Source organism: Microbispora bryophytorum, from assembly GCF_043197435.1.
GTDB classification, from domain to species: Bacteria; Actinomycetota; Actinomycetes; order Streptosporangiales; family Streptosporangiaceae; genus Microbispora; species Microbispora bryophytorum.
In genome coordinates this window covers 59,392-76,486 of sequence record NZ_JBICTF010000011.1, presented here as the reverse complement: position 1 = coordinate 76,486, position 17,095 = coordinate 59,392, and the positions used below count along the sequence as shown (strand labels likewise).

17 protein-coding genes, 1 tRNA gene and 1 pseudogene are annotated in these 17,095 nt (G+C 69.1%); 9 read left to right on the top strand and 10 right to left on the bottom strand.

All coding sequences use genetic code 11. The features are described from left to right. Both ACGFIB_RS30630 and ACGFIB_RS30625 read right to left on the bottom strand, forming a co-directional pair. Complete coding sequence (locus tag ACGFIB_RS30630) at positions 1-1,836, bottom strand: lectin (protein WP_393376592.1); 1,836 nt, start codon at positions 1,834-1,836, stop codon at positions 1-3. A 347-nt stretch (positions 1,837-2,183) separates the two neighbouring features. After that, positions 2,184-3,713 carry an alpha/beta hydrolase gene (locus ACGFIB_RS30625; protein ID WP_393376591.1) on the bottom strand — a complete coding sequence of 510 codons (1,530 nt, stop codon included), beginning with the start codon at positions 3,711-3,713 and terminating at the stop codon, positions 2,184-2,186. 423 nt (positions 3,714-4,136) lie between these two features. On the opposite strand from ACGFIB_RS30625, the gene ACGFIB_RS30620 reads away from it, so the two are divergent. Continuing rightward, positions 4,137-4,213 (top strand) — tRNA-Thr (locus tag ACGFIB_RS30620). 142 nt (positions 4,214-4,355) lie between these two features. Beyond that, positions 4,356-4,499 carry a hypothetical protein gene (locus ACGFIB_RS30615; protein WP_393376589.1) on the top strand — a complete coding sequence of 48 codons (144 nt, stop codon included), beginning with the start codon at positions 4,356-4,358 and terminating at the stop codon, positions 4,497-4,499. A gap of 152 nt (positions 4,500-4,651) precedes the next feature. Here ACGFIB_RS30615 and ACGFIB_RS30610 read toward each other — a convergent pair whose 3' ends face one another. The 4 genes from ACGFIB_RS30610 to ACGFIB_RS30595 form a co-directional block, all read right to left on the bottom strand. Continuing rightward, positions 4,652-6,814 carry a phosphocholine-specific phospholipase C gene (locus ACGFIB_RS30610; RefSeq protein WP_393376769.1) on the bottom strand — a complete coding sequence of 721 codons (2,163 nt, stop codon included), beginning with the start codon at positions 6,812-6,814 and terminating at the stop codon, positions 4,652-4,654. A 432-nt stretch (positions 6,815-7,246) separates the two neighbouring features. Beyond that, on the bottom strand, positions 7,247-8,029 hold the full coding sequence (locus tag ACGFIB_RS30605) for a GNAT family N-acetyltransferase (RefSeq protein WP_393376588.1): 783 nt from the start codon (positions 8,027-8,029) through the stop codon (positions 7,247-7,249). Positions 8,030-8,052: 23 nt separating this feature from the next. Beyond that, the gene (locus tag ACGFIB_RS30600; protein WP_142575628.1) at positions 8,053-8,514 is read right to left on the bottom strand and encodes a nuclear transport factor 2 family protein; all 462 of its coding nucleotides are present in this window, start codon (positions 8,512-8,514) and stop codon (positions 8,053-8,055) included. A 172-nt stretch (positions 8,515-8,686) separates the two neighbouring features. After that, positions 8,687-9,589, bottom strand: coding sequence for a LysR family transcriptional regulator (locus ACGFIB_RS30595; RefSeq protein ID WP_393376586.1), 903 nt, complete (start codon positions 9,587-9,589; stop codon positions 8,687-8,689). Between the two features lie 104 nt (positions 9,590-9,693). Between ACGFIB_RS30595 and ACGFIB_RS30590 the strand changes: the two genes are divergently transcribed. The 4 genes from ACGFIB_RS30590 to ACGFIB_RS30575 all read left to right on the top strand — a co-directional run bounded on the left by ACGFIB_RS30590 (position 9,694) and on the right by ACGFIB_RS30575 (position 13,496). Beyond that, positions 9,694-10,533 (top strand): SDR family NAD(P)-dependent oxidoreductase, encoded by an 840-nt coding sequence (locus ACGFIB_RS30590; RefSeq protein WP_393376585.1) that lies wholly within the window; start codon positions 9,694-9,696, stop codon positions 10,531-10,533. Positions 10,534-10,723: 190 nt separating this feature from the next. Continuing rightward, positions 10,724-11,725: an SDR family NAD(P)-dependent oxidoreductase gene (locus tag ACGFIB_RS30585; protein WP_393376584.1), complete on the top strand. Its 1,002-nt coding sequence runs from the start codon at positions 10,724-10,726 to the stop codon at positions 11,723-11,725. A gap of 218 nt (positions 11,726-11,943) precedes the next feature. After that, positions 11,944-13,089, top strand: a complete 1,146-nt coding sequence (locus ACGFIB_RS30580; protein WP_393376583.1) for a molybdopterin-dependent oxidoreductase — start codon at positions 11,944-11,946, stop codon at positions 13,087-13,089. Next, positions 13,086-13,496, top strand: coding sequence for a hypothetical protein (locus ACGFIB_RS30575; protein ID WP_393376582.1), 411 nt, complete (start codon positions 13,086-13,088; stop codon positions 13,494-13,496). The genes ACGFIB_RS30580 and ACGFIB_RS30575 overlap by 4 nt, the downstream gene beginning before the upstream one ends. Before the next feature lie 102 nt (positions 13,497-13,598). Here the strand turns inward: ACGFIB_RS30575 and ACGFIB_RS30570 are convergent, their stop codons facing one another. Together ACGFIB_RS30570 and ACGFIB_RS30565 are read right to left on the bottom strand one after the other, a co-directional pair. After that, entirely contained in the window at positions 13,599-13,823 is a 225-nt protein-coding gene (locus ACGFIB_RS30570; RefSeq protein WP_142575623.1) for a hypothetical protein, read from the bottom strand. Further along, positions 13,820-14,488, bottom strand: a complete 669-nt coding sequence (locus ACGFIB_RS30565) for an RNA polymerase sigma factor (RefSeq protein WP_357238695.1) — start codon at positions 14,486-14,488, stop codon at positions 13,820-13,822. The genes ACGFIB_RS30570 and ACGFIB_RS30565 overlap by 4 nt, the downstream gene beginning before the upstream one ends. A 100-nt stretch (positions 14,489-14,588) precedes the next feature. Here ACGFIB_RS30565 and ACGFIB_RS30560 point away from each other — a divergent pair, with 100 nt between their 5' ends. Beyond that, positions 14,589-15,074, top strand: a complete 486-nt coding sequence (locus tag ACGFIB_RS30560) for a peroxiredoxin family protein (RefSeq protein WP_142575621.1) — start codon at positions 14,589-14,591, stop codon at positions 15,072-15,074. 103 nt (positions 15,075-15,177) lie between these two features. Here ACGFIB_RS30560 and ACGFIB_RS30555 read toward each other — a convergent pair whose 3' ends face one another. Continuing rightward, positions 15,178-15,639, bottom strand: a complete 462-nt coding sequence (locus ACGFIB_RS30555) for an iron chaperone (RefSeq protein ID WP_142575620.1) — start codon at positions 15,637-15,639, stop codon at positions 15,178-15,180. Positions 15,640-15,721: 82 nt separating this feature from the next. Next, positions 15,722-16,177: a carboxymuconolactone decarboxylase family protein gene (locus ACGFIB_RS30550; RefSeq protein ID WP_393376579.1), complete on the bottom strand. Its 456-nt coding sequence runs from the start codon at positions 16,175-16,177 to the stop codon at positions 15,722-15,724. Positions 16,178-16,332: 155 nt separating this feature from the next. On the opposite strand from ACGFIB_RS30550, the pseudogene ACGFIB_RS30545 reads away from it, so the two are divergent. Together ACGFIB_RS30545 and ACGFIB_RS30540 are read left to right on the top strand one after the other, a co-directional pair. Next, positions 16,333-16,488: pseudogene (locus tag ACGFIB_RS30545) on the top strand (helix-turn-helix domain-containing protein); the annotation flags it as partial. Then, positions 16,485-16,964 (top strand): GNAT family N-acetyltransferase, encoded by a 480-nt coding sequence (locus tag ACGFIB_RS30540; protein WP_393376577.1) that lies wholly within the window; start codon positions 16,485-16,487, stop codon positions 16,962-16,964. The pseudogene ACGFIB_RS30545 and the gene ACGFIB_RS30540, both read left to right, overlap by 4 nt. Positions 16,965-17,095: the final 131 nt, after the last annotated feature.

Genomic DNA, 17,095 nt, shown 5'->3' with positions numbered 1-17,095 from the left:
TCAGACGCGGGTCCACTTCTGGTTCGTCTCGCCGTGGCAGGTCCAGATGTGCACCTTGCTGCCGTTGGCGGTGCCGTAGTTCGACACGTCCAGGCACTTGTTCGCCCCGACCGCGGTGATGGTGCCGTCGGAGTTGAAGCGCCACTTCTGGTTGTTCTGCCCGTTGCAGTCCCAGATGAGCACGCTGGTGCCGTCGGCCGTGCCCGCACCGTTCACGTCCAGGCACTTGTTGCCGTAGACGCGCAGCTCACCCGCGCTCGTGGAGGTCCACTGCTGGTTGGACTGCCCGTTGCAATCCCAGATCTGCAGCTGTGCCCCGTTGGTCTGTGAGGCCTCGGTGACATCCAGGCACCGGCCCGAGCCCGTGCCCCGGATCGCGCTCGTCGCCTGCGGAGTGCCCGACGGCGACGCCGACGGCGATGCCGGGGGCGTGGGCGAGGGGCTGGTGGTCGGCCCCCCGTTGCCGGTGAACTGCCACCAGTTCACGTTCATCAGGTAGCCGCTGCCGCCGGTGAACCGGAGATACAGGTCGTGGGTGCCACTCGCGCCGGTGACCGAGCAGGAGACGGTCGTCCAGTTCTGCCAGCCGCCGGTGCCCGGGACGTCGCAGGTGCCCATGAGGGTGCCGGTGGCGCCGTCGCGGCGCACTTCGATCTTTCCGCCGCTGCCGCCCGAGGCCACCCGTGCGGAGAACGAGGTCGCGCCGGTGCCGAAGGCGACGCCCTTGACCTTGATGTAGTCGCCGTTCTCGATGAACCCGACGTTCATGCCGCCCTCGCTGGACGGCTCGGTCTCCACGCCGGACTCCCAGGCGATGGTCTCGGCCTCCTGACGCACGTACGGGTTCAACGTGCCCACCTGGGGCGCCCCGGTGGTGGTCATGTTGATCGTCGGGATCGTGCCGTCGGAGTTGTAGCTGAACTTCTCCACCGCGACCGAACGGGTGAAACCGCCACCGCCCGGCAACGCGCCGTTGTGGTAGAAGAAGTACGAACCGCCGTTGAAGTCGACGATCCCCGGGTGGTTGGTGAAGCTGCTGCCCTGCGTCGACATGATCGTGCCGCGGTAGGTCCACGGCCCGGTCGGGCTGGAGGATGTGGAGTAGGCGATGAACTCCGAGCAGCACTTGGCCGCGAACACCATGTAGTACAGGCTGCCCCGCTTGTAGAACCAGGGGCCTTCTTCGAACAGCGTCGGCCGGTTGGCGTCCCCGCTGCGGGAGCCGAATCCCGAGGTGGTCAGGTTGACCTTCGTCGGGCTGCCCGAGTAGGACGTCATGTCGCTGTTGAGCTTGACGTACCACAGGTTGGGGTTGCCCCAGTAGAGGTAGGCCTGCCCGTTGTCGTCGATGTAGACGGTGGGGTCGATCTCGCCGTTCTCGACCAGGGGGTGTCCCAGGGCGTCCCTGAACGGACCGGTGGGGCTGTCGGAGACGGCCACGCCGATGGCCATCCTGCCGGTCGACCGGTTGGTCGTGGGGACGTACCAGTAGAACTTGCCGTTGCGGTAGATGGCCTGGCCCGCCCACGCGTCCGACTTCGCCCAGCTGAAGCTGGACACGCTCAGCGGCGAGCCGTGGTCGGTCCAGTTGACCATGTCGGCCGAGGACCAGACCCGCCAGTCCTTCATCGTGAAGTACGTCGAGCCGTCCTCATCGTGCCCGGTGTAGAGGTAGACCCGGCCGTTGTAGACCAGCGGCGCCGGGTCCGCGGTGTAGATGGTCTGCACGATCGGGTTGTCCGCCCTGGCCGCGCCGGCCGGAAGCAACGCCAGCACGCACAGCAGGCCCACGATCCAGGCGACCACGCGCCTGGACAGTGAAAAAGCGGATCTCACATGCGCCTCCTCAGGTGGTGGTCGCTCACCGTGCGCGCCGCGTGATCGATGGCGTGGTTACGTTAATGTGAACGCTAACAATCGACGGATGACGACCATGGCCGTGTGGGCGGAGCCAACCGTATGCGCGGGTGACGGTCAAGGTGCGGGCCTCACCGAGGCGGCGGCCAGCGGCCGGATCACCTGTGCGAACTGGTTGTCGGGGCTCCACCGAGGAGACCACCGCGTGTGAAAGTTTCACCCTGGGGAGAATTAACGTACGGGCATGCTTCGCCGGGCCGACCCTGCTCCGTCAGATGGACGGCGGCGCGAGCGCCCGGGCCGGCTGCGACCACCGCTCTCGCTTGTCAGCCCGTCTTCGGGCAGATGGTGCCGTTCCTGGGAGCGCGCAGGGCGAGCAGGTAGTCGTCGACCGCGTTGTCCACGCACGCGGAGCCGCTGCGGTAGGCCGTGTGCCCGTCGCCGTCGTACCCGAGGAGCACGCCCGAGGTCAGCTCCGAGGCGAGCCCCTGAGCCCACTCGTACGGCGTCGCGGGGTCGCGCAGCGTGCCGACGACGAGGATCGGCGGCGCGCCGGCGGCCTTGAGCGGCTTGTCGGTGCCGACGGACTTCGCGGGCCAATAAGCGCAGGGCAGCGAACCCCACATCACGAACGGTCCGAAGTGCGGCGCCACCTTGGCGGCCTCGCCCGCGGCCTGCCGGTACGTGTCGAGCGCCTTGGGGAACGGGTGGTCCACGCAGTTGACGGCCATGTTCGCCTCGGTCTGGTTCGAGTACGAACCGTCGGACCGCCGGTCGACCAGCAGGTCGGCCATCTGGAGCAGCTCCGTCCCGTCGCCCCCGTTCATCGCCTTGCCCAGGGCCTCCCGGAGCCGAGGCCAGGCCGCGCGCTCGTACAGCGGGGTGGCGATGCCGATGACCGCCCACGCCTCGTCGACCGGCCGGCCGTCGCCGAGGTCGTTCTTCAGCGGCTGCCGGTCGGCCCTCGCCAGCAGGTCGCTGATCTCCTTCATCGCGCCGTCCACCGTGCGGCTCTTGAAGGGGCAGGCGCTGTTGAGGAAGCAGTCCTCGACGAAGGCCTTCAGCGCCACCTCGAAGCCCTTCGCCTGCACCTCGTTGGACTTCAGCGACGGCACCGCCGGGTCCACCGCGCCGTCGAGCACGAGTGCCCGTACGTGCTTGGGGAACAGGTCGGCGTACATCGCGCCCAGGTAGGTGCCGTACGACTTGCCGAGGTAGGTGAGACCGGGGTCGCCGAGGACGCCGCGCAGGACGTCCATGTCCCTGGCCGCGTCGGCCGTGCCGACGTGGGGGAGGAGCCGGGCCGACTTGGCTCCGCAGCTGTCGGCGAACTGCTTGGACACCTTGTTGAGCGCCGAGACCTCCGCAGGCGTGTCCGGGCTGGAGTCCATTCCGATGTACGCGTCGAGCTGGGAGGCCGTCATGCACGTGACGGGGGTCGACTCGCCCACACCACGGGGGTCGAATCCCACGATGTCGTACTGGGCGCGCACCTTGTCGCTCACCACGGAGCGGGCGGCCCGCGCGTACTGGATGCCGGAGCCTCCGGGCCCGCCCGGGTTGATGAGCAGGGAGCCGGCGCGCTTGCCGGTGGCCGGCAGGCGGATCACGCTGAGCTCGATGCGCTCGCCCGAGGGCTTCGTGTAGTCGAGAGGCACCTTGATCTTGGCGCACTGGAAGCCGTCGCCGCACGTGCGCCAGGTGGGCCGCTGCGCGTAGAACGGGCGCAGTTCGGCGGTGGGCGCCTCGACCGCCGGCTGTGTCCGCGCGCCGGTGCTCGGCTGTTCGGAGGCGGTCGGCGCGTGGCTGGAACACGCCGTGAACGGCAGCAGTGCGGCCAGCGCCGCGACCGCCATCCGCCGGCTCGGACCGCCGCTGTACCACGTACGCGGCGGTGTGACCTTCACTTTGTGCCCGGCCGATCGCATACCCGTCGTTTCCCCTGCCGTCGCCTGCGTGACGAGGACCAGCATGCCGCCTGTCGAGGGCGGGCGGCGACCTCCCGGCAAGGGCCGCGAAGGATGAGGTCAAATGTCTGGCGGCCCGTGGGCGTCATCGGGCGGGACACGGCGGTTTTCCTGTGACAGATGCGCCTGGTATGCCGTGTTTCTGCTGCTCATCGGGCAAAGAGTGCCTCTACAAGCGGCTGGGGAAGTTTTACGGTCTCCGTGGTGCGCATCCGGCTCCGGGAGCGGGATCACAGGGCCGCGACGCTCCGGTGCCGGCGGTGCACGAGAACCGCGATGAACCTGTAGACTGTGCGAAGCCGCTCGCGGCGTGCCGCCTTAGCTCAGTCGGCCAGAGCACTTCACTCGTAATGAAGGGGTCAAGGGTTCGATTCCCTTAGGCGGCTCCAGCTCAGAGGCCCTCCCGGTCCATCCGGGAGGGCCTTTTTCGTTCCCGTACAGCAACGCGTACAGCGGGCGCTGAGTACCCATGCAAGAGAAAGTTTGCGTGCCGGGACTTTTCCGGGTTCCTTCCCGGCACGGCTGACCGACGTGGATTCCTTCACGCCCCCGTGGCCGGCGCGGGCGACGGGGAAGGTGGTCGCGCGCCCGTCTTTTGAGCCGGTCGGCGAGCTGCTGGCCGTACATCCCGAGACCGGTGCGGCCGTCGCGGGTGTGCTGATCGCCGTGGACTGACCGCGGTTCACGGAGGGCGAGTTCGTGTGCCCGGAAAGGACAGGCCCTCCCCGCGGGCTGGTCGCGATTCGCTCGCGGTCCGGGTGTGGCGGGAAGGGCCGTGCGGCGGGAAGGGCCTGGCCCTCGGTGTGGTTCTCGGTGCGGTCGCCGGATCAGCCGGTGATGCTGGCCTCACCGGTCTCGAGGTGGCCGACGAAGCGCTGCGACCAGCCCTCGTCGTTGTCGGCCGTGACCGTCACGTCGTACCAGCCGTCGCTTTCCTTCACCGGGTTCACCGTCCACGCCTCCTTGCCGTGCGCGTTGACCTTCACGGTCTGCGGCTTGCCCGAGATGTAGTTGTTGTGCGTGATCGTGAACGTCACGCGGGTGTCGCCGTTGTTGTGCAGCCAGAGCTTCAGCTTCGGGTTCTTCGTCGACTTGCCGTCGTAGTAGTCCGCCTCGACGACGAGGTCCTTGCCCGAGGTGGTGACGTCGCCGACGAACCGGCGCAGGAACCGGTTCGGGCCGGTGACGGTGATGTCGTACGCGGTGTCGTCGGCGGAGGAGCCCACGGCGCCGGTCCCGGACATCGTCGACTTCGCGGCGACCGTGTACTGGCCCGGGAACGCGGCCGGGTACTGCGCCAGCGTCGGGAGCCCGGCCCGGTTGTTGTACACCGAGAAGTGGCTCGCCTTCGTCACGAAGGGGGCCTCGTTGCTGAAGGTCAGGTTCGCCACAGCGCCGGTGAACCCGGTCAGGTTGGCGTTCGGCTGGTACGGCAGCGGACGCGCCCGCTTGGTCCCCTCCTCCTGCGTCGGCATCGTGTTGTCGCCCGGCAGGGGGGTGTACCGCGTCTCGGGGATGAGAGGCCCGGTCTCAGGAAGGTCGGGCATGCCGTAAACGGGCTTCTCGAAGTCGAAGGCGGTCGTCAGGTCGCCGCAGACCTTGCGCCGCCACTCGCTGATGTTGGGCGAGACGGCGGGCTTGCCGAGCGCGCTGGTCCACTTCTCGATGAACTGGATGACCGAGGTGTGGTCGGAGACCTCCGAGGTCACCCAGCCGCCGCGGGTCCAGGGCGAGATGAGGATGAGCGGCACGCGGAAGCCGAGCCCGACGGGGAGCGGCTCGGTGACGCCGTACGCGGCCATGGTGCCGGAGACGAACTCGTCCGCCTCGCCCGGCGCCGGCACGGGCGGCGGGACGTGGTCGAACTGACCGTCGTTCTCGTCGTAGTTGATGATCACCAGGGTCGAGTTGAACACGTCGGGGTCGGCGTTGAGGGCTTCGAGCACGCCGCGGAGGAAGTACGCGCCGTTGCTCGGCGCCGTGACCGGGTGCTCGGAGAAGAACTGGTTGTTCACGACCCAGTTCACCTGGGGCAGGGTGCCCCCCAGCACGTCGGCGCGGATCGCGGCGATGAGGTTGTCGGCGTTGCCCGACAGCCCGGTGACCGGCTCGGGGACGTTCTTCACGCCGTTGTCGTAGTAGACGTCGCCCGGTGCGGCCGTCCCGCCCTGAGTGGGGTCGAGCTTCGCGAAGGTGTTGAAGTACTCCAGGCCGTTGTCGCCGTAGTCGTCGGCGCACTGGTAGACCCGCCAGCTGACGCCCGCCGCCTGGAGCGTCTCGGCGTACGACTCCCAGGGCAGGAACTTGCCGCGCTCGTCGCCGCCGTCGTAGGCGGTGAAGCTGCCGTGCTTGTGGTCGGCGTTGATCGTTCCGCCCCACAGGAAGGTGCGGTTGGGCCCGGTGGCGCTGAGCACGGAGCAGTGGTAGGCGTCGCCGACCGTGTAGGCGTCGGCGAGGGCGTAGTGGAACGGCAGGTCATGGCGGTCCAGGTAGCCCAGCGTGGTCGGGCCGCCCTTGGCGTAGTACCAGCCGTTCATGAGGCCGCCGTACCAGGCGCCGTGCTGGTCGGTCCAACCGTGGCTGGTGCCGCCGTAGTTGGCGGCGCCGAGCTCGGCGCTCGGCGGGGTCGCCCCACTCCAGGTCTTGGCCCCGCTCAGCCGCCACGGGTACTGCGTGTCGGCCCCGTCCGTCAACGTCTTCGGCTGCTCCCAGACGGTCTTGCCACCGGGGAGCACGATGGTCGAGCGGTCACCGAAACCGCGCACGCCCTTGAGGGCGCCGAAATAGTGATCGAAGCTGCGGTTCTCCTGCATGATCACGACGACATGCTTGATGTCACGGATGTCGCCGTACGGCTTGGGCGGGTGACCGGGCTTCTTCTGCGTGGTGGCTGCGGCGGCGCTCGCGTTGGGCAACGCGGCGCCGACGGCGGCCGCTCCTGTTACGGCAGCGGCAGTGCCGAGGAAATTTCTACGGGACAGTTCAGGCATGGCTTCAGACCTCCGCGTGCGGGATGTGCCGGACGACGCTAGCCGCGAGATCTTGCTCGGAGGCGACGAGAAGCCAAAGCCGACATTGCCGATTGGTGCTGTCCATATAGCTACGAGCGCGGCTAAAGCGGACGAAAGGATTGATCGGACGCCGTGCGGGTGTTCACCATCGGCGAGCCGATCCGCACGCGGGTGGTGCTCTGGCACGCCGAAGACGCCGTCGATGTCGGCGAGCAGCGGACTGGTCGCGGCGAACACGCTGGTGCTCGCGCCCTAGGCCTTGGGGCCTGGAGGAATTGGCGCAGGCCGCGCGGCGACGTCGCGGACGTCGTTCGCCGAACGCTTCCACACCGCCAGGGCGGTCTCCGGTGTGACCACCAGGGCGAGCGTGGCGTCGCCGTGCGCGATTCCCGCTACAGCGGGGATACCGCCCTACTCCGGAGCGGTTATCACGGTCAGGTGTTCTTCGATGCGGAAGCCGGCCGACTCGTATACGGACTCAGCCATCTTGCTCGCGTAGAGGTAGGCGGTGGTGGCGCCGGCGGCGTAGCCCGCACGGACCATCGCCATCGTGACGGCCCGTCCGTACCCGCGCCCTCGGTAGCTCGGCAGCGTGGTGATGTTGAAGATTCCCGTCAAGCCACCCGAAACGGCTGTCATTCCTGTCCCTACCGGTATGCCGCGCAGCTCTGCCAGGTAGAAGGTGTGCCCGTCGACGTTCGCAAGAGATCGGTCGGCCAGCATCTTGAACATCTCGCGCGGCGCCTCGAAGCCGTCGGCGACAGTCTCGGCGTAGAGGTCGAGTTCATCGGCCGGCACGGCGCGAATACGCAGGGAGTCGATGGCCGGTTCGGCCGGAAGTCCTCGCTCGGGCCTGCGTATCATCAACGGCTGTCTGGTGAACTGGGTCAGCCCATGCTCCGCGGCCACCTTGGTGACGAGAGGCCCCGCCTCTCCGCGTACATGGATGCTCCAGGGAACCTCCCATCGGCCTTCGGAGGCTGCCAGCGCCGCTATCTCGTCAGGGATCGGCTCCACGTCGGGGCTGATGATGGCGTTCAGCGTGGCGATCGGAGCCCCGGAGACGGCCAAGACAGCGCCGTTCGGCCCTCGTCGTGCGTGACCTGTGGCAGCGGCGAGCTTCTCGAAGGTGGCCGCGTACGCTGCGACAACCGGCTTGATCGGGTCATCGGCTGGAATGATCGGGGTCACCATAAGTACCACTTTGTCGTAGTCGGTCAGGCGGTCGAAGGGCGGCGGTCGACCCAGTCGACGATGAGCCGGCGCTCGGCGAAAAGCCACCGGCCGTCCTGCCGGACGAAGGCGTCGTGGTAGCGGATCGACATGACCATGAGGGTGCGCTGTCCCTCCTCGGTCCAGAGATGGTGCGCCAGGCAATAGGTTTCGCCGGTGGCGCGGTCGCCGTCGACGGTCACCGTGCTCTGACCGTTGAAGTGCGTCGTCTTGTCGTAGTTCCGCAGCGAGCCGAAGGCGGCGGCCAGCTCGTCGCGGCCGTTGAGGGTCTGCGCCGGCTCGGCGCCGGGTTCGCCGTCGTACACCGCGACGTGGGCGTCCTCGGTGAAGAGTGCCGCCTGCCCCTGGGCGTCGCGTCGGTCCGCCAGGTGGGCGTAGGCGTCGACCAGTTCGCGGATCGCCAGCCGATCGGCGAACTGTTCGGGGAACGGGTTGGGACTGCTCATGGTGGTTCCTTGTGCTCTGCGGGACGGCACCCTGTGGTGCATTTTCAGGATCGATACTGGCCTGGGCCGGTCCGGACCGGCCAACACCGGTTACCTGGCACGGCGGCAGGAGCGGCCTGTGGCCTCTGGTTGTGGTGATCCGGCATGCGTGTCCCAGGCGCTCGGCGGGTGGTCAGCCGGTGGCGGTGAGGTCCGTCGTGGCGGCCAGGTCGGTTACCACCTCCACCATCCGGCGCAGCGCGGGCGAGTTGTGGCCGGGCCGCCAGACCATCTCGGTCGGCATGCGCTCCCCGGCGAGCGGTATGAACACCACGCCGGTACGGCGCAGGTTGTGCGCCGACCAGCCGAGGCGGGTGATCCCGACGCCGGCCGCGACGAGGCCGAGCAGCCCCTGAACGCTGGTGTCCCGGGCGACGATGTCGGGAGTGAACCCTGCGGCGCGGAAGCCTTCTTCGAATTTCTGGTGCCACGGCTCCCAGGAACTGCGCGGGGTCATCACCCAGCGTTCGTCCGCCAGCTGGGACAGGGTCAGCTCGGTGCGGTCGGTGAGCGGATGCCCCTGGGGCAGGACGGCGCACACCTGTTCGGTGGCGACGGTGCGGGAGGCGAGGCCCGGGACGTACGGCGGGCGGGTGAACGCGAGGTCGTAGCGGCCGTCGAACAGGCCGCCGACGAGCGGCCCGATGGCGGTCTCCTCGGTGCTGAGTTCCAGGTCGGGCAGACGTTCCCGTGCGGCTCGGACGACCGGTGGAAGCAGGTGGTTCGCGACGGTGGCCAGGAAGGCCAGGCGGAGCCGGCCGGTCTCGCCGCGCAGGGCCCGTCGGATCACGGTGACGGCCTCGTCGGCGCGATCCAGCACCGCGCGTGCCTCGGGCAGGAACAACGCCCCGATATCGGTCAGTTTGGTGCCGCGACTGTCTCTGTCGAACAGTTTCGCGCCGAGGATCCGTTCCAGTGCGGTGATCTGCTGCGACAGCGACTGCTGCGTGATCATCAGCCGGGCGGCGGCCTGAGTGAAGCTCGACTCCTCTGCGACGGCGACGAAGTATCTGAGTTGCCGCAGGTCAGGGGTCACAGTCTGAGCCTACCGCCGTGCCAGGTAACCGGTGTTGGCCGTAGCCGGCCGTCCGCGGGCAGCATCGTTCGTGTTCACGACGAACACGTAACGAGAGCGGGAAGATGCAGAACGACACACAGGGCCGGGTCTGGTTGATCACCGGGTGTTCCTCCGGTTTCGGGCGCGAACTGGCGCTGGCGGCGGTGGCCGCCGGCGACCGGGTGATGGCCACCGCCCGCCGGCCGGAAACCCTGACCGAACTGGCCGACCAGGGCGAAGGCCGGATCAACATCGTGGCGCTCGACGTCACCGAACCGGCCTCGATCGACGCTGCGGTGCGGGCCACGCTGGCGTTGTACGGCCGGATCGACGTCGTGGTGAACAACGCCGGCTTCACCATGATCGGGGCCGTCGAGGAAACCTCGATGGAGCAGCTGCGTTCACTCATGGAGGTCAACTTCTTCGGTGCCGCGGAGGTCACCAAGGCGGTCGTCCCCCTGCTGCGCGAGCAGGGCAGCGGGACGATCGTGCAGATGAGCTCTCTGGGCGGCCGGATGACCTACCCGGGGCTGGGCGGCTATGACGCCGCGAAGCACGCGCTGGAGGCTTTCAGCGAGGCGCTGTCGAGTGAACTGGCGCCCCTGGGCGTCCGGGTACTGCTGGTGGAACCGGGCATGTTCCGCACCAAGATCTCCAGCAACATGGTTCTGGCCCCGGAGAACCCGGCCTACCAGGAGAGCTCGGGAGGTCTGCGGCAGATGGTCGCGGGGATCGCGGGCAACGAACCGGGTGACCCCGCGAAGGCCGCCGCGGCCATCATCGAGGTGCTCGACGCCGAGAACCCGCCGCTGCGCCTCGTGCTCGGCGGCGACGCGGTCGACGCGTTGCGTGCCCACCACGAGTCCCTGCTGGCCGACATGGTCACCTGGGAGACGCTCAGCCGCTCGACCACGATGGCGTGACGTCCGCACCCTTCTCTGCCTGATCGCGGCCATGGAGTGGCATGGCCGACGCCCTCACCCACCGCCGCAGAACGCGACCGCAACGGCGACTCGTGCCGAGCAGGAGCCGGACGAGCGCGAACGCCTCCTCCGAGATCCGAGAGACGCGGGGCAGGCGGCATCTGCGGCATCCTTCAAGGAGAAATTTCGCATGACCAGTCCACAACACCCGATCGGCTCCGGCTTCGGCGCCGAATCCACCGCTGCCGACGTGATCAAGGGGATCGACCTCTCAGGCAGAACCGCGGTCGTCACGGGCGGCCATTCCGGTCTCGGTCTGGAGACCACCCGGGCCCTGCGCTCCGCCGGCGCGACGGTCGTCGTCCCGGTGCGCTTCCCGGACCGTGCCCGCGACACGCTCGCGGGGATCGACGGCGTCGAGATCGAGCAGGTGGATCTGATGGATCCGGCCTCGATCGACGCGTTCGCCGACAGGTTCCTCGCCACCGGGCGGCCGCTGCACATCCTGGTCAACTGTGCGGGGATCCAGAACGTGCCGCTGACCCGGAACGCCCGCGGGTATGAGGCGCAGTTCGCCACGAACCACCTGGGACACTTCCAGCTCACCACGCGACTCTGGCCGGCTCTGCGCCGGGCCGGAGGCGCGCGGGTGGTCACGGTGTCGGCCTGGGCGCACCACCTCTCACCCGTGATCTTCGACGACCCGAACTTCGAACGGCGCGAGTATGACGGGTGGCTGGGGTACGGCCAGTCGAAGACCGCCAACATCCTGTTCTCCGTGGGGCTGGACCGGCGTGGTGAGGCCGACGACATTCGCGGCTTCAGCCTGCACCCGGGTCTCATCATCGGCACCAACCTCAGCCCGTGGACCACGCCGGAGTATCTCCGGACGAACGACCTCGTCGACGAGCACGGCAACCGGGTCATCGACCCGCAGTCGGGCCGTAAGACCGCCGAACAGGGGGCCTCGACCATCGTCTGGTGCGCCACCGCCCCGCAGTTGGACGGCATGGGCGGCGTCTACTGCGAGAACAACGAGATCTCCCCGCTGCTCACCTCGCACGACGAGACCGTCGACGTGATGACGGGCCGGGTGGAGACACCTGTCGGGGTGATGTCCTACGCCGTCGACCCGCAGCTCGCCGACCGCCTGTGGGACCTGAGCGAGCGGCTGACCGGCAGCACGATCTGACGCTCCGGCGGCGATCTCGGGGAACGGCCCGCCGCGGACCGTGCCTGCGACGGATTCCGGTGCTTTCCGCGCCGATTTCTCCCCGCGGCCCGTCATTGATCCGTAAGCATTCGCGATCCCGGGCGGCGGTATGGTCGCGACTGTGCCTGTGAATTTCCTTCCCGGCGCGGATGTCGATTCGCCGCCGTGCCGGGAAATAGAGGGTGCGTGATTTCGCCATGAAGGAACGCATCGAAACGCTGATGCGGAGCGTGCCCGGCCGCTTCACCAGCGGGCTGCACTCCGAACGGGTGGCCACCCGGCTCGGCCTGTGGCTTGGCGTCAGCTTCACCGTCGCCTTCGTCACCGGCCTGTTCAGCCACTTCATGCAGCATCCCCCCGGCCGGCTGGCCTGGCCGTCCCGGCCGGTCGGGCTCTACCGGGTCACGCAGGGCCTGCATGTGATCGGCGGGCTGGCGACGATTCCGCTGCTTTTCGCGAAACTCTGGACCGTTTATCCGAAGCTGTGGCAGTGGCCGCCCTTCCGATCGCTCTCGCACGCCGTGGAACGCGCGCTCGTGCTCGTTCTCGTCGGTGCCTCGCTGTTTCAATTGATAACCGGCTTGCTGAACATCTCGTACGCCTACCTCTGGCCGTTCTCCTTTCCGGTCGCGCACTACTGGACGGCATACCTTCTGTACGGGGCCCTGGTCATTCACGTCGTGAACGAATGGGCGAAGGTGCGCAGGAATTTGTGGACGCGGGAGGAGGTCGAGCCCCGGGAGGCGGTCACGGCGCGGCGGCGTTTCCTCGGCACCGTGGCCGCCGCGTCGGGCCTCACCGTCCTGTTCACGGTGGGCGAGACGTACGCGCCGCTTTCCGGGCTCGCCCTGCTGGCGCCGCGCGACCCGCATGCCGGTCCGCAGGGCCTCCCGGTCAACAAGTCCGCGGCGGCGGCGGGAGTGACCGCGGCGATCCGCGATCCGGGATACCGGCTCACGGTGACCGGCGCGGTGCGCACGCCGCTGTCCCTCGCGTACGACGACCTGCTGCGGCTCCCCCAGCACACCGTCCGGCTGCCGATCGCCTGCGTGGAGGGCTGGAGCGCCGAGGCCGAATGGTCGGGCATCCGGTTGCGCGACCTCGCCGCCCTGGCGGGTGTCGCGCCTGGCTCCGTGCTCACGGTCGAGTCGCTGGAGAGGGGCGGGGGATACCGGTCGAGCGAGGTGCGGCCACCGCACTGGAACGACCCGCTCACGCTGCTGGCGCTGCGGATCGACGGCGCGCCGCTCGCGCCCGACCACGGTTTCCCCGTACGGCTGATCGCGCCGAACAGGCCGGGTGTGCTCCAGACCAAGTGGGTGTCGAAGGTGGTGGCGGGGTGAACGTGGGGCGTTGGCTGGGCTACGGCCTGGGCGGCGGACTGGTCGTGGCCGGGATCGCCGGACTGGTCGTGAACGCCCACCAGACCGACCCGCTCGGCTGGGCCCTGTGGTTCGGCGGCCTGATCGCGGCGCACGACGGAGTGCTCGTGCCCTTGGTCCTGCTCGCCGGCGTGGCCGTCGGGAGGCTGACAAAGCCGTCGCCGGTGCGGGCGGCGCTGACCGTCGCGGCCGTGCTGTCCCTCGTCGCCCTGCCGATGGTCGCGGGCATCGGCCGGCGGGCCGACAACCCCTCACTCCTGCCGCTGGACTACGGGCGGAACCTGCTCGTCGTGCTGGGCCTGATCGCGCTCGTGACGGCGCTCACCACAATCGCACTGCGGCTCCGGGGGACCCGCCGGCGCGGTTAGACGCCCGTACGGCCCGGCGCTCACGGCCGTCGGCTGCCCGCGGGGTGGCGGGCTTCCTGAACGGCCTACCACCCGCGTACCCGGCCGCAGGGGACGCGACTGCTAGCCGGCGTTGCCCGACACCGCGGCCAGCAGGCCATCGAAGTCGTCGCGGCAGGGGCCGCAGGCACGCAGGTGCGCGACGATCCCCGGGTATCGCCGCCGTGTGGCCTCCGGGTCCCGCGTCACGAGTTCGACGTACACGTGAAGCAGGTCCATCGCCTTGGCACAGCCCACGTCGCGCGGGTCGGTGCCCAGGAACCGGTCGAGCTCGTCCCAGCCGTTCATGACCGCCTCGAAGTGCCGATGTCCAGATAGCCTCGGGCGACGAGCACGGCGCGCAGCTTCCGCCTGGCGTCGAACATCGTCTTGTAGATGGCGTTGCGGTTCGTGCCCAGTTCGACGGCCAGAGCGTCCGCCGGGACGCCCTTGAGCACGATCGCGACGAAGATCTGGCGCTGCCGTTCGGTGAGTTCCTCGTCCACGGCCCGGCGCAGCGCGTCGAGCAGATCGTGTCGCTCGGAGCGTTCGGCCGGGTCGAACCCGAACCGGTCCGGCAGGCGCTCCCAGTCCTCCCCCTCCAGCGACACCCTCGGGTCACACCAGAAGTGGCGCCCGAGCTTGGCCGACACCTCCAGCACCGCGAACTTGTAGACCCAGGTGGTGAACCTGCTCTCACCGCGGAACCCGCCGAGCTTCGCGGTGACGGCCAGCAGGGCGTCGGCCGCGGCCTGGTGGGCCACGTCGTCCAGCTCGGGTCCGGCGAGGCGCAGTCGCGGGGCGCGCCTGCGCACCTCGTTGCTCGCGACGCGCAGCAGGATCGCGTGCAGCCGTTCCACGGCCGCCTCCCGCTCCACTGCGGTGCCGCGGAGCGTACGCAGCCACTCGGCCGACTCCGGGTCGACCGAGGCGAGGGTGGCCTGGTTGTCCCCGAGGCCTGGATCCACCGCCATGCCTCCGATGGTATTGACCGCTCCCGGGAGGTAAGACCTCGGCCGCCGGTGACGCGAAGACAGTGTCAGCACATCGTTTCGACACGACAGGAACATCGACATGACACTGCTGCATCCCGGCGACCGGTTTCCCGACCTGGACGTTGCCCTTCCGGGCGGGGAGACCCTGCACCTGCCCGACGCGCTGGCAGGAAGCTTCGGCGTCGTCCTCTTCTACCGGGGTTCGTGGTGCCCCTACTGCAAGGCGCAGTTGCGCGCCTTCCAACGGTCGCTGGACACCCTTGCCGGCGTGGACGCCAAGGTGGTGGCCCTGTCGGTGGACGACGAGGCCACGACGCGGGAACTGGCCGTCACGCTCCGGCTGGACTTCCCGGTCGGGCACAGCGCCGACCCGGACCAGCTGGCCCGCACGACCGGCGCTTTCGTCAACGACGACCCCAGGTATGTCCAGTCGACGGGCTTCGTGCTCGACCCCGACGGCCGGGTCGTCGTCAGCGTCTACTCCAGCGGCGCGATCGGCCGCCTCGTCCCCGACGACGTCGTCGGCCTGATCCGCTACATCCGGGAGCACTCACCCGCCGCCTGAACCTCCCCGCGCGTCGCGCGCACGGCCCGGGCGGCCAGGGCGGCTCGGGCAGCTCGGGCGGCAGGCCGGAACGTCCGGCCTGCCGCCCGGGAGCGCCCGCTCCTCAGCTCACCGCCCGCCTCAGGAGCGCCACGATCATCGCCTCGGCGTCGGCGGTCAGCTCGGTCAGGGCGTACGAGGCCGGCCACATGGCGCCTTCGTCGAGGTTCGCCTCGTCGCTGAAGCCGAGCGTGGCGTAGCGGGCCTTGAACTTCGCCGCGGGCTGGAAGAAGCAGATGATTTTGCCGTTGCGGGCGTAGGCGGGCATCCCGTACCAGAGCTTCGCCGTGAGGGTGGGCGCGCCGGCCTTGATCAGGGCGTGCAACCGCTCGGCGATCACCCGGTCGGGCTCCGCCATTTCGGCGATCTTCGCGAGGACCTCGCTCTCCGTGTCGCCCTTGGCGGCGCCGCGCCGAGTGCTCGCCTTCAGCTCCTTGGCGCGCTCCTTCATCGCGTCGCGCTCTTCTCCGGTGAACCCGTCGTACTTCTGGCCCTTGGCGGTGGTGGGCTTCGTGGTGGTCGACATGACGACTTCCTCTCTCTGTGACGTGCGGCTCTGGGATGTGAGGCTTGGACTGGTGCCGGGCGGGAGCATCGTCACCACTGGGTCACCACTGGCCCGCCTGCCGGCGGGTCGCCACGTTGAGCCGGTTGAATGCGTTGGCGATCGCGATGTTGAGCAGCAGCGCGGCCAGCTCCTTGTGGTCGAAGTGCGTGGCGGCCATGTCCCACACCTGGTCCGGCACCGGGTCCGGCCGGTCGGCGAGCCGGGTCACGGCCTCGGTCAGGGCCAGCGCCGCGCGCTCCTCGTCGCTGAACCAGGGCGTTTCCCGCCACGCGACGACGGCGTGCACCTGGTCCGCGGTCGCGCCGTGCCGCTGTGCCTGGTGGACGCCACCGGCCACGCACGGAGCGCAGCCGTTGATCTGGCCGGCCCGCAGGTGGCTCAGCGCCAGCAGCCTGGCGTCCACTCCGGCTCCCGCGATGGCGCTGGTGACCGCCGTCAGGGCCTCCATTGCCCCGGGGATCAGAGCCGCCGGGTTCGGCATGCGCTCGGTCGACATCGTTTCTCCTTCGCCGCGGGTGTTTCCGACAGGAACCATGTGACCAGCGGCGTGCCGGTGCCCGCATGGTCTGTGGGACACCGTGGGACACCTAGAACCCGGCTGAGCAGCGCGAACGCGTCGCCGATCCGTCCGCGCGGGCCGGGACGGGTACGGTGTTGCACGTGTCCAGCCCCCAGGAGCGACTGGTGGCTCAGCTCGCCCGGATCAAGGAGCTGAGCGGGCTCAGCCTGCGCGCCCTCGCCCGCCAGACGGGTCTGAGCAGCTCGTCGTTGTCGCGGTATCTGACCGGCCGGCTGGTGCCGCCGTGGGAGGCCGTCGTGGCGCTGTGCCGCGCGGTGGGACGCGATCCCCGGCCACTGCGCGCGCTGTGGGCCGAGGCGGCCGAAGCCGGCGCGGCGCCTGGACGCGGGAAGAAGCACTCGCCAAGGCGCAGGAGACGTTCGACCAGTTGCTCCCGAAGGGGATTGACTCCCCGGACAGCCATCTTTCGACAGTACGTGACGCGTGTAGTGGGCAGTCCGTCGCACGGCTCTGGTTCGCGCTGCGAGGCGAGCCGGGACGCAGGGAGGCGTACATTTACGAGATCACTGTGGCCGAGAGGTTCCGGGGCCAGGGTTACGGCCGGGCGACGATGCGGGCTTGCGTCGAAACGGCGCGCGAGCTCGGCGCGACCTCAGTGGGGCTACACGTGTTGGGGAGCAATGGAGTGGCACGGTCGCTTTACACCTCGCTGGGTTTCGCTGAAGTCGGCGTGACGATGTCGCTGGCACTCGATGCGTCCTAGGTCGTGTCTGACAAATCATGGCCCTGCTGCGCGCGGCCCAGGCGGCGCCTCGCTGCGTTCTCGTCGTCGCCCATAGCTCCGCTATGGGCTCCTCCTCGGCCTTGCGATGCATCCACCTGGATCCACGCTCG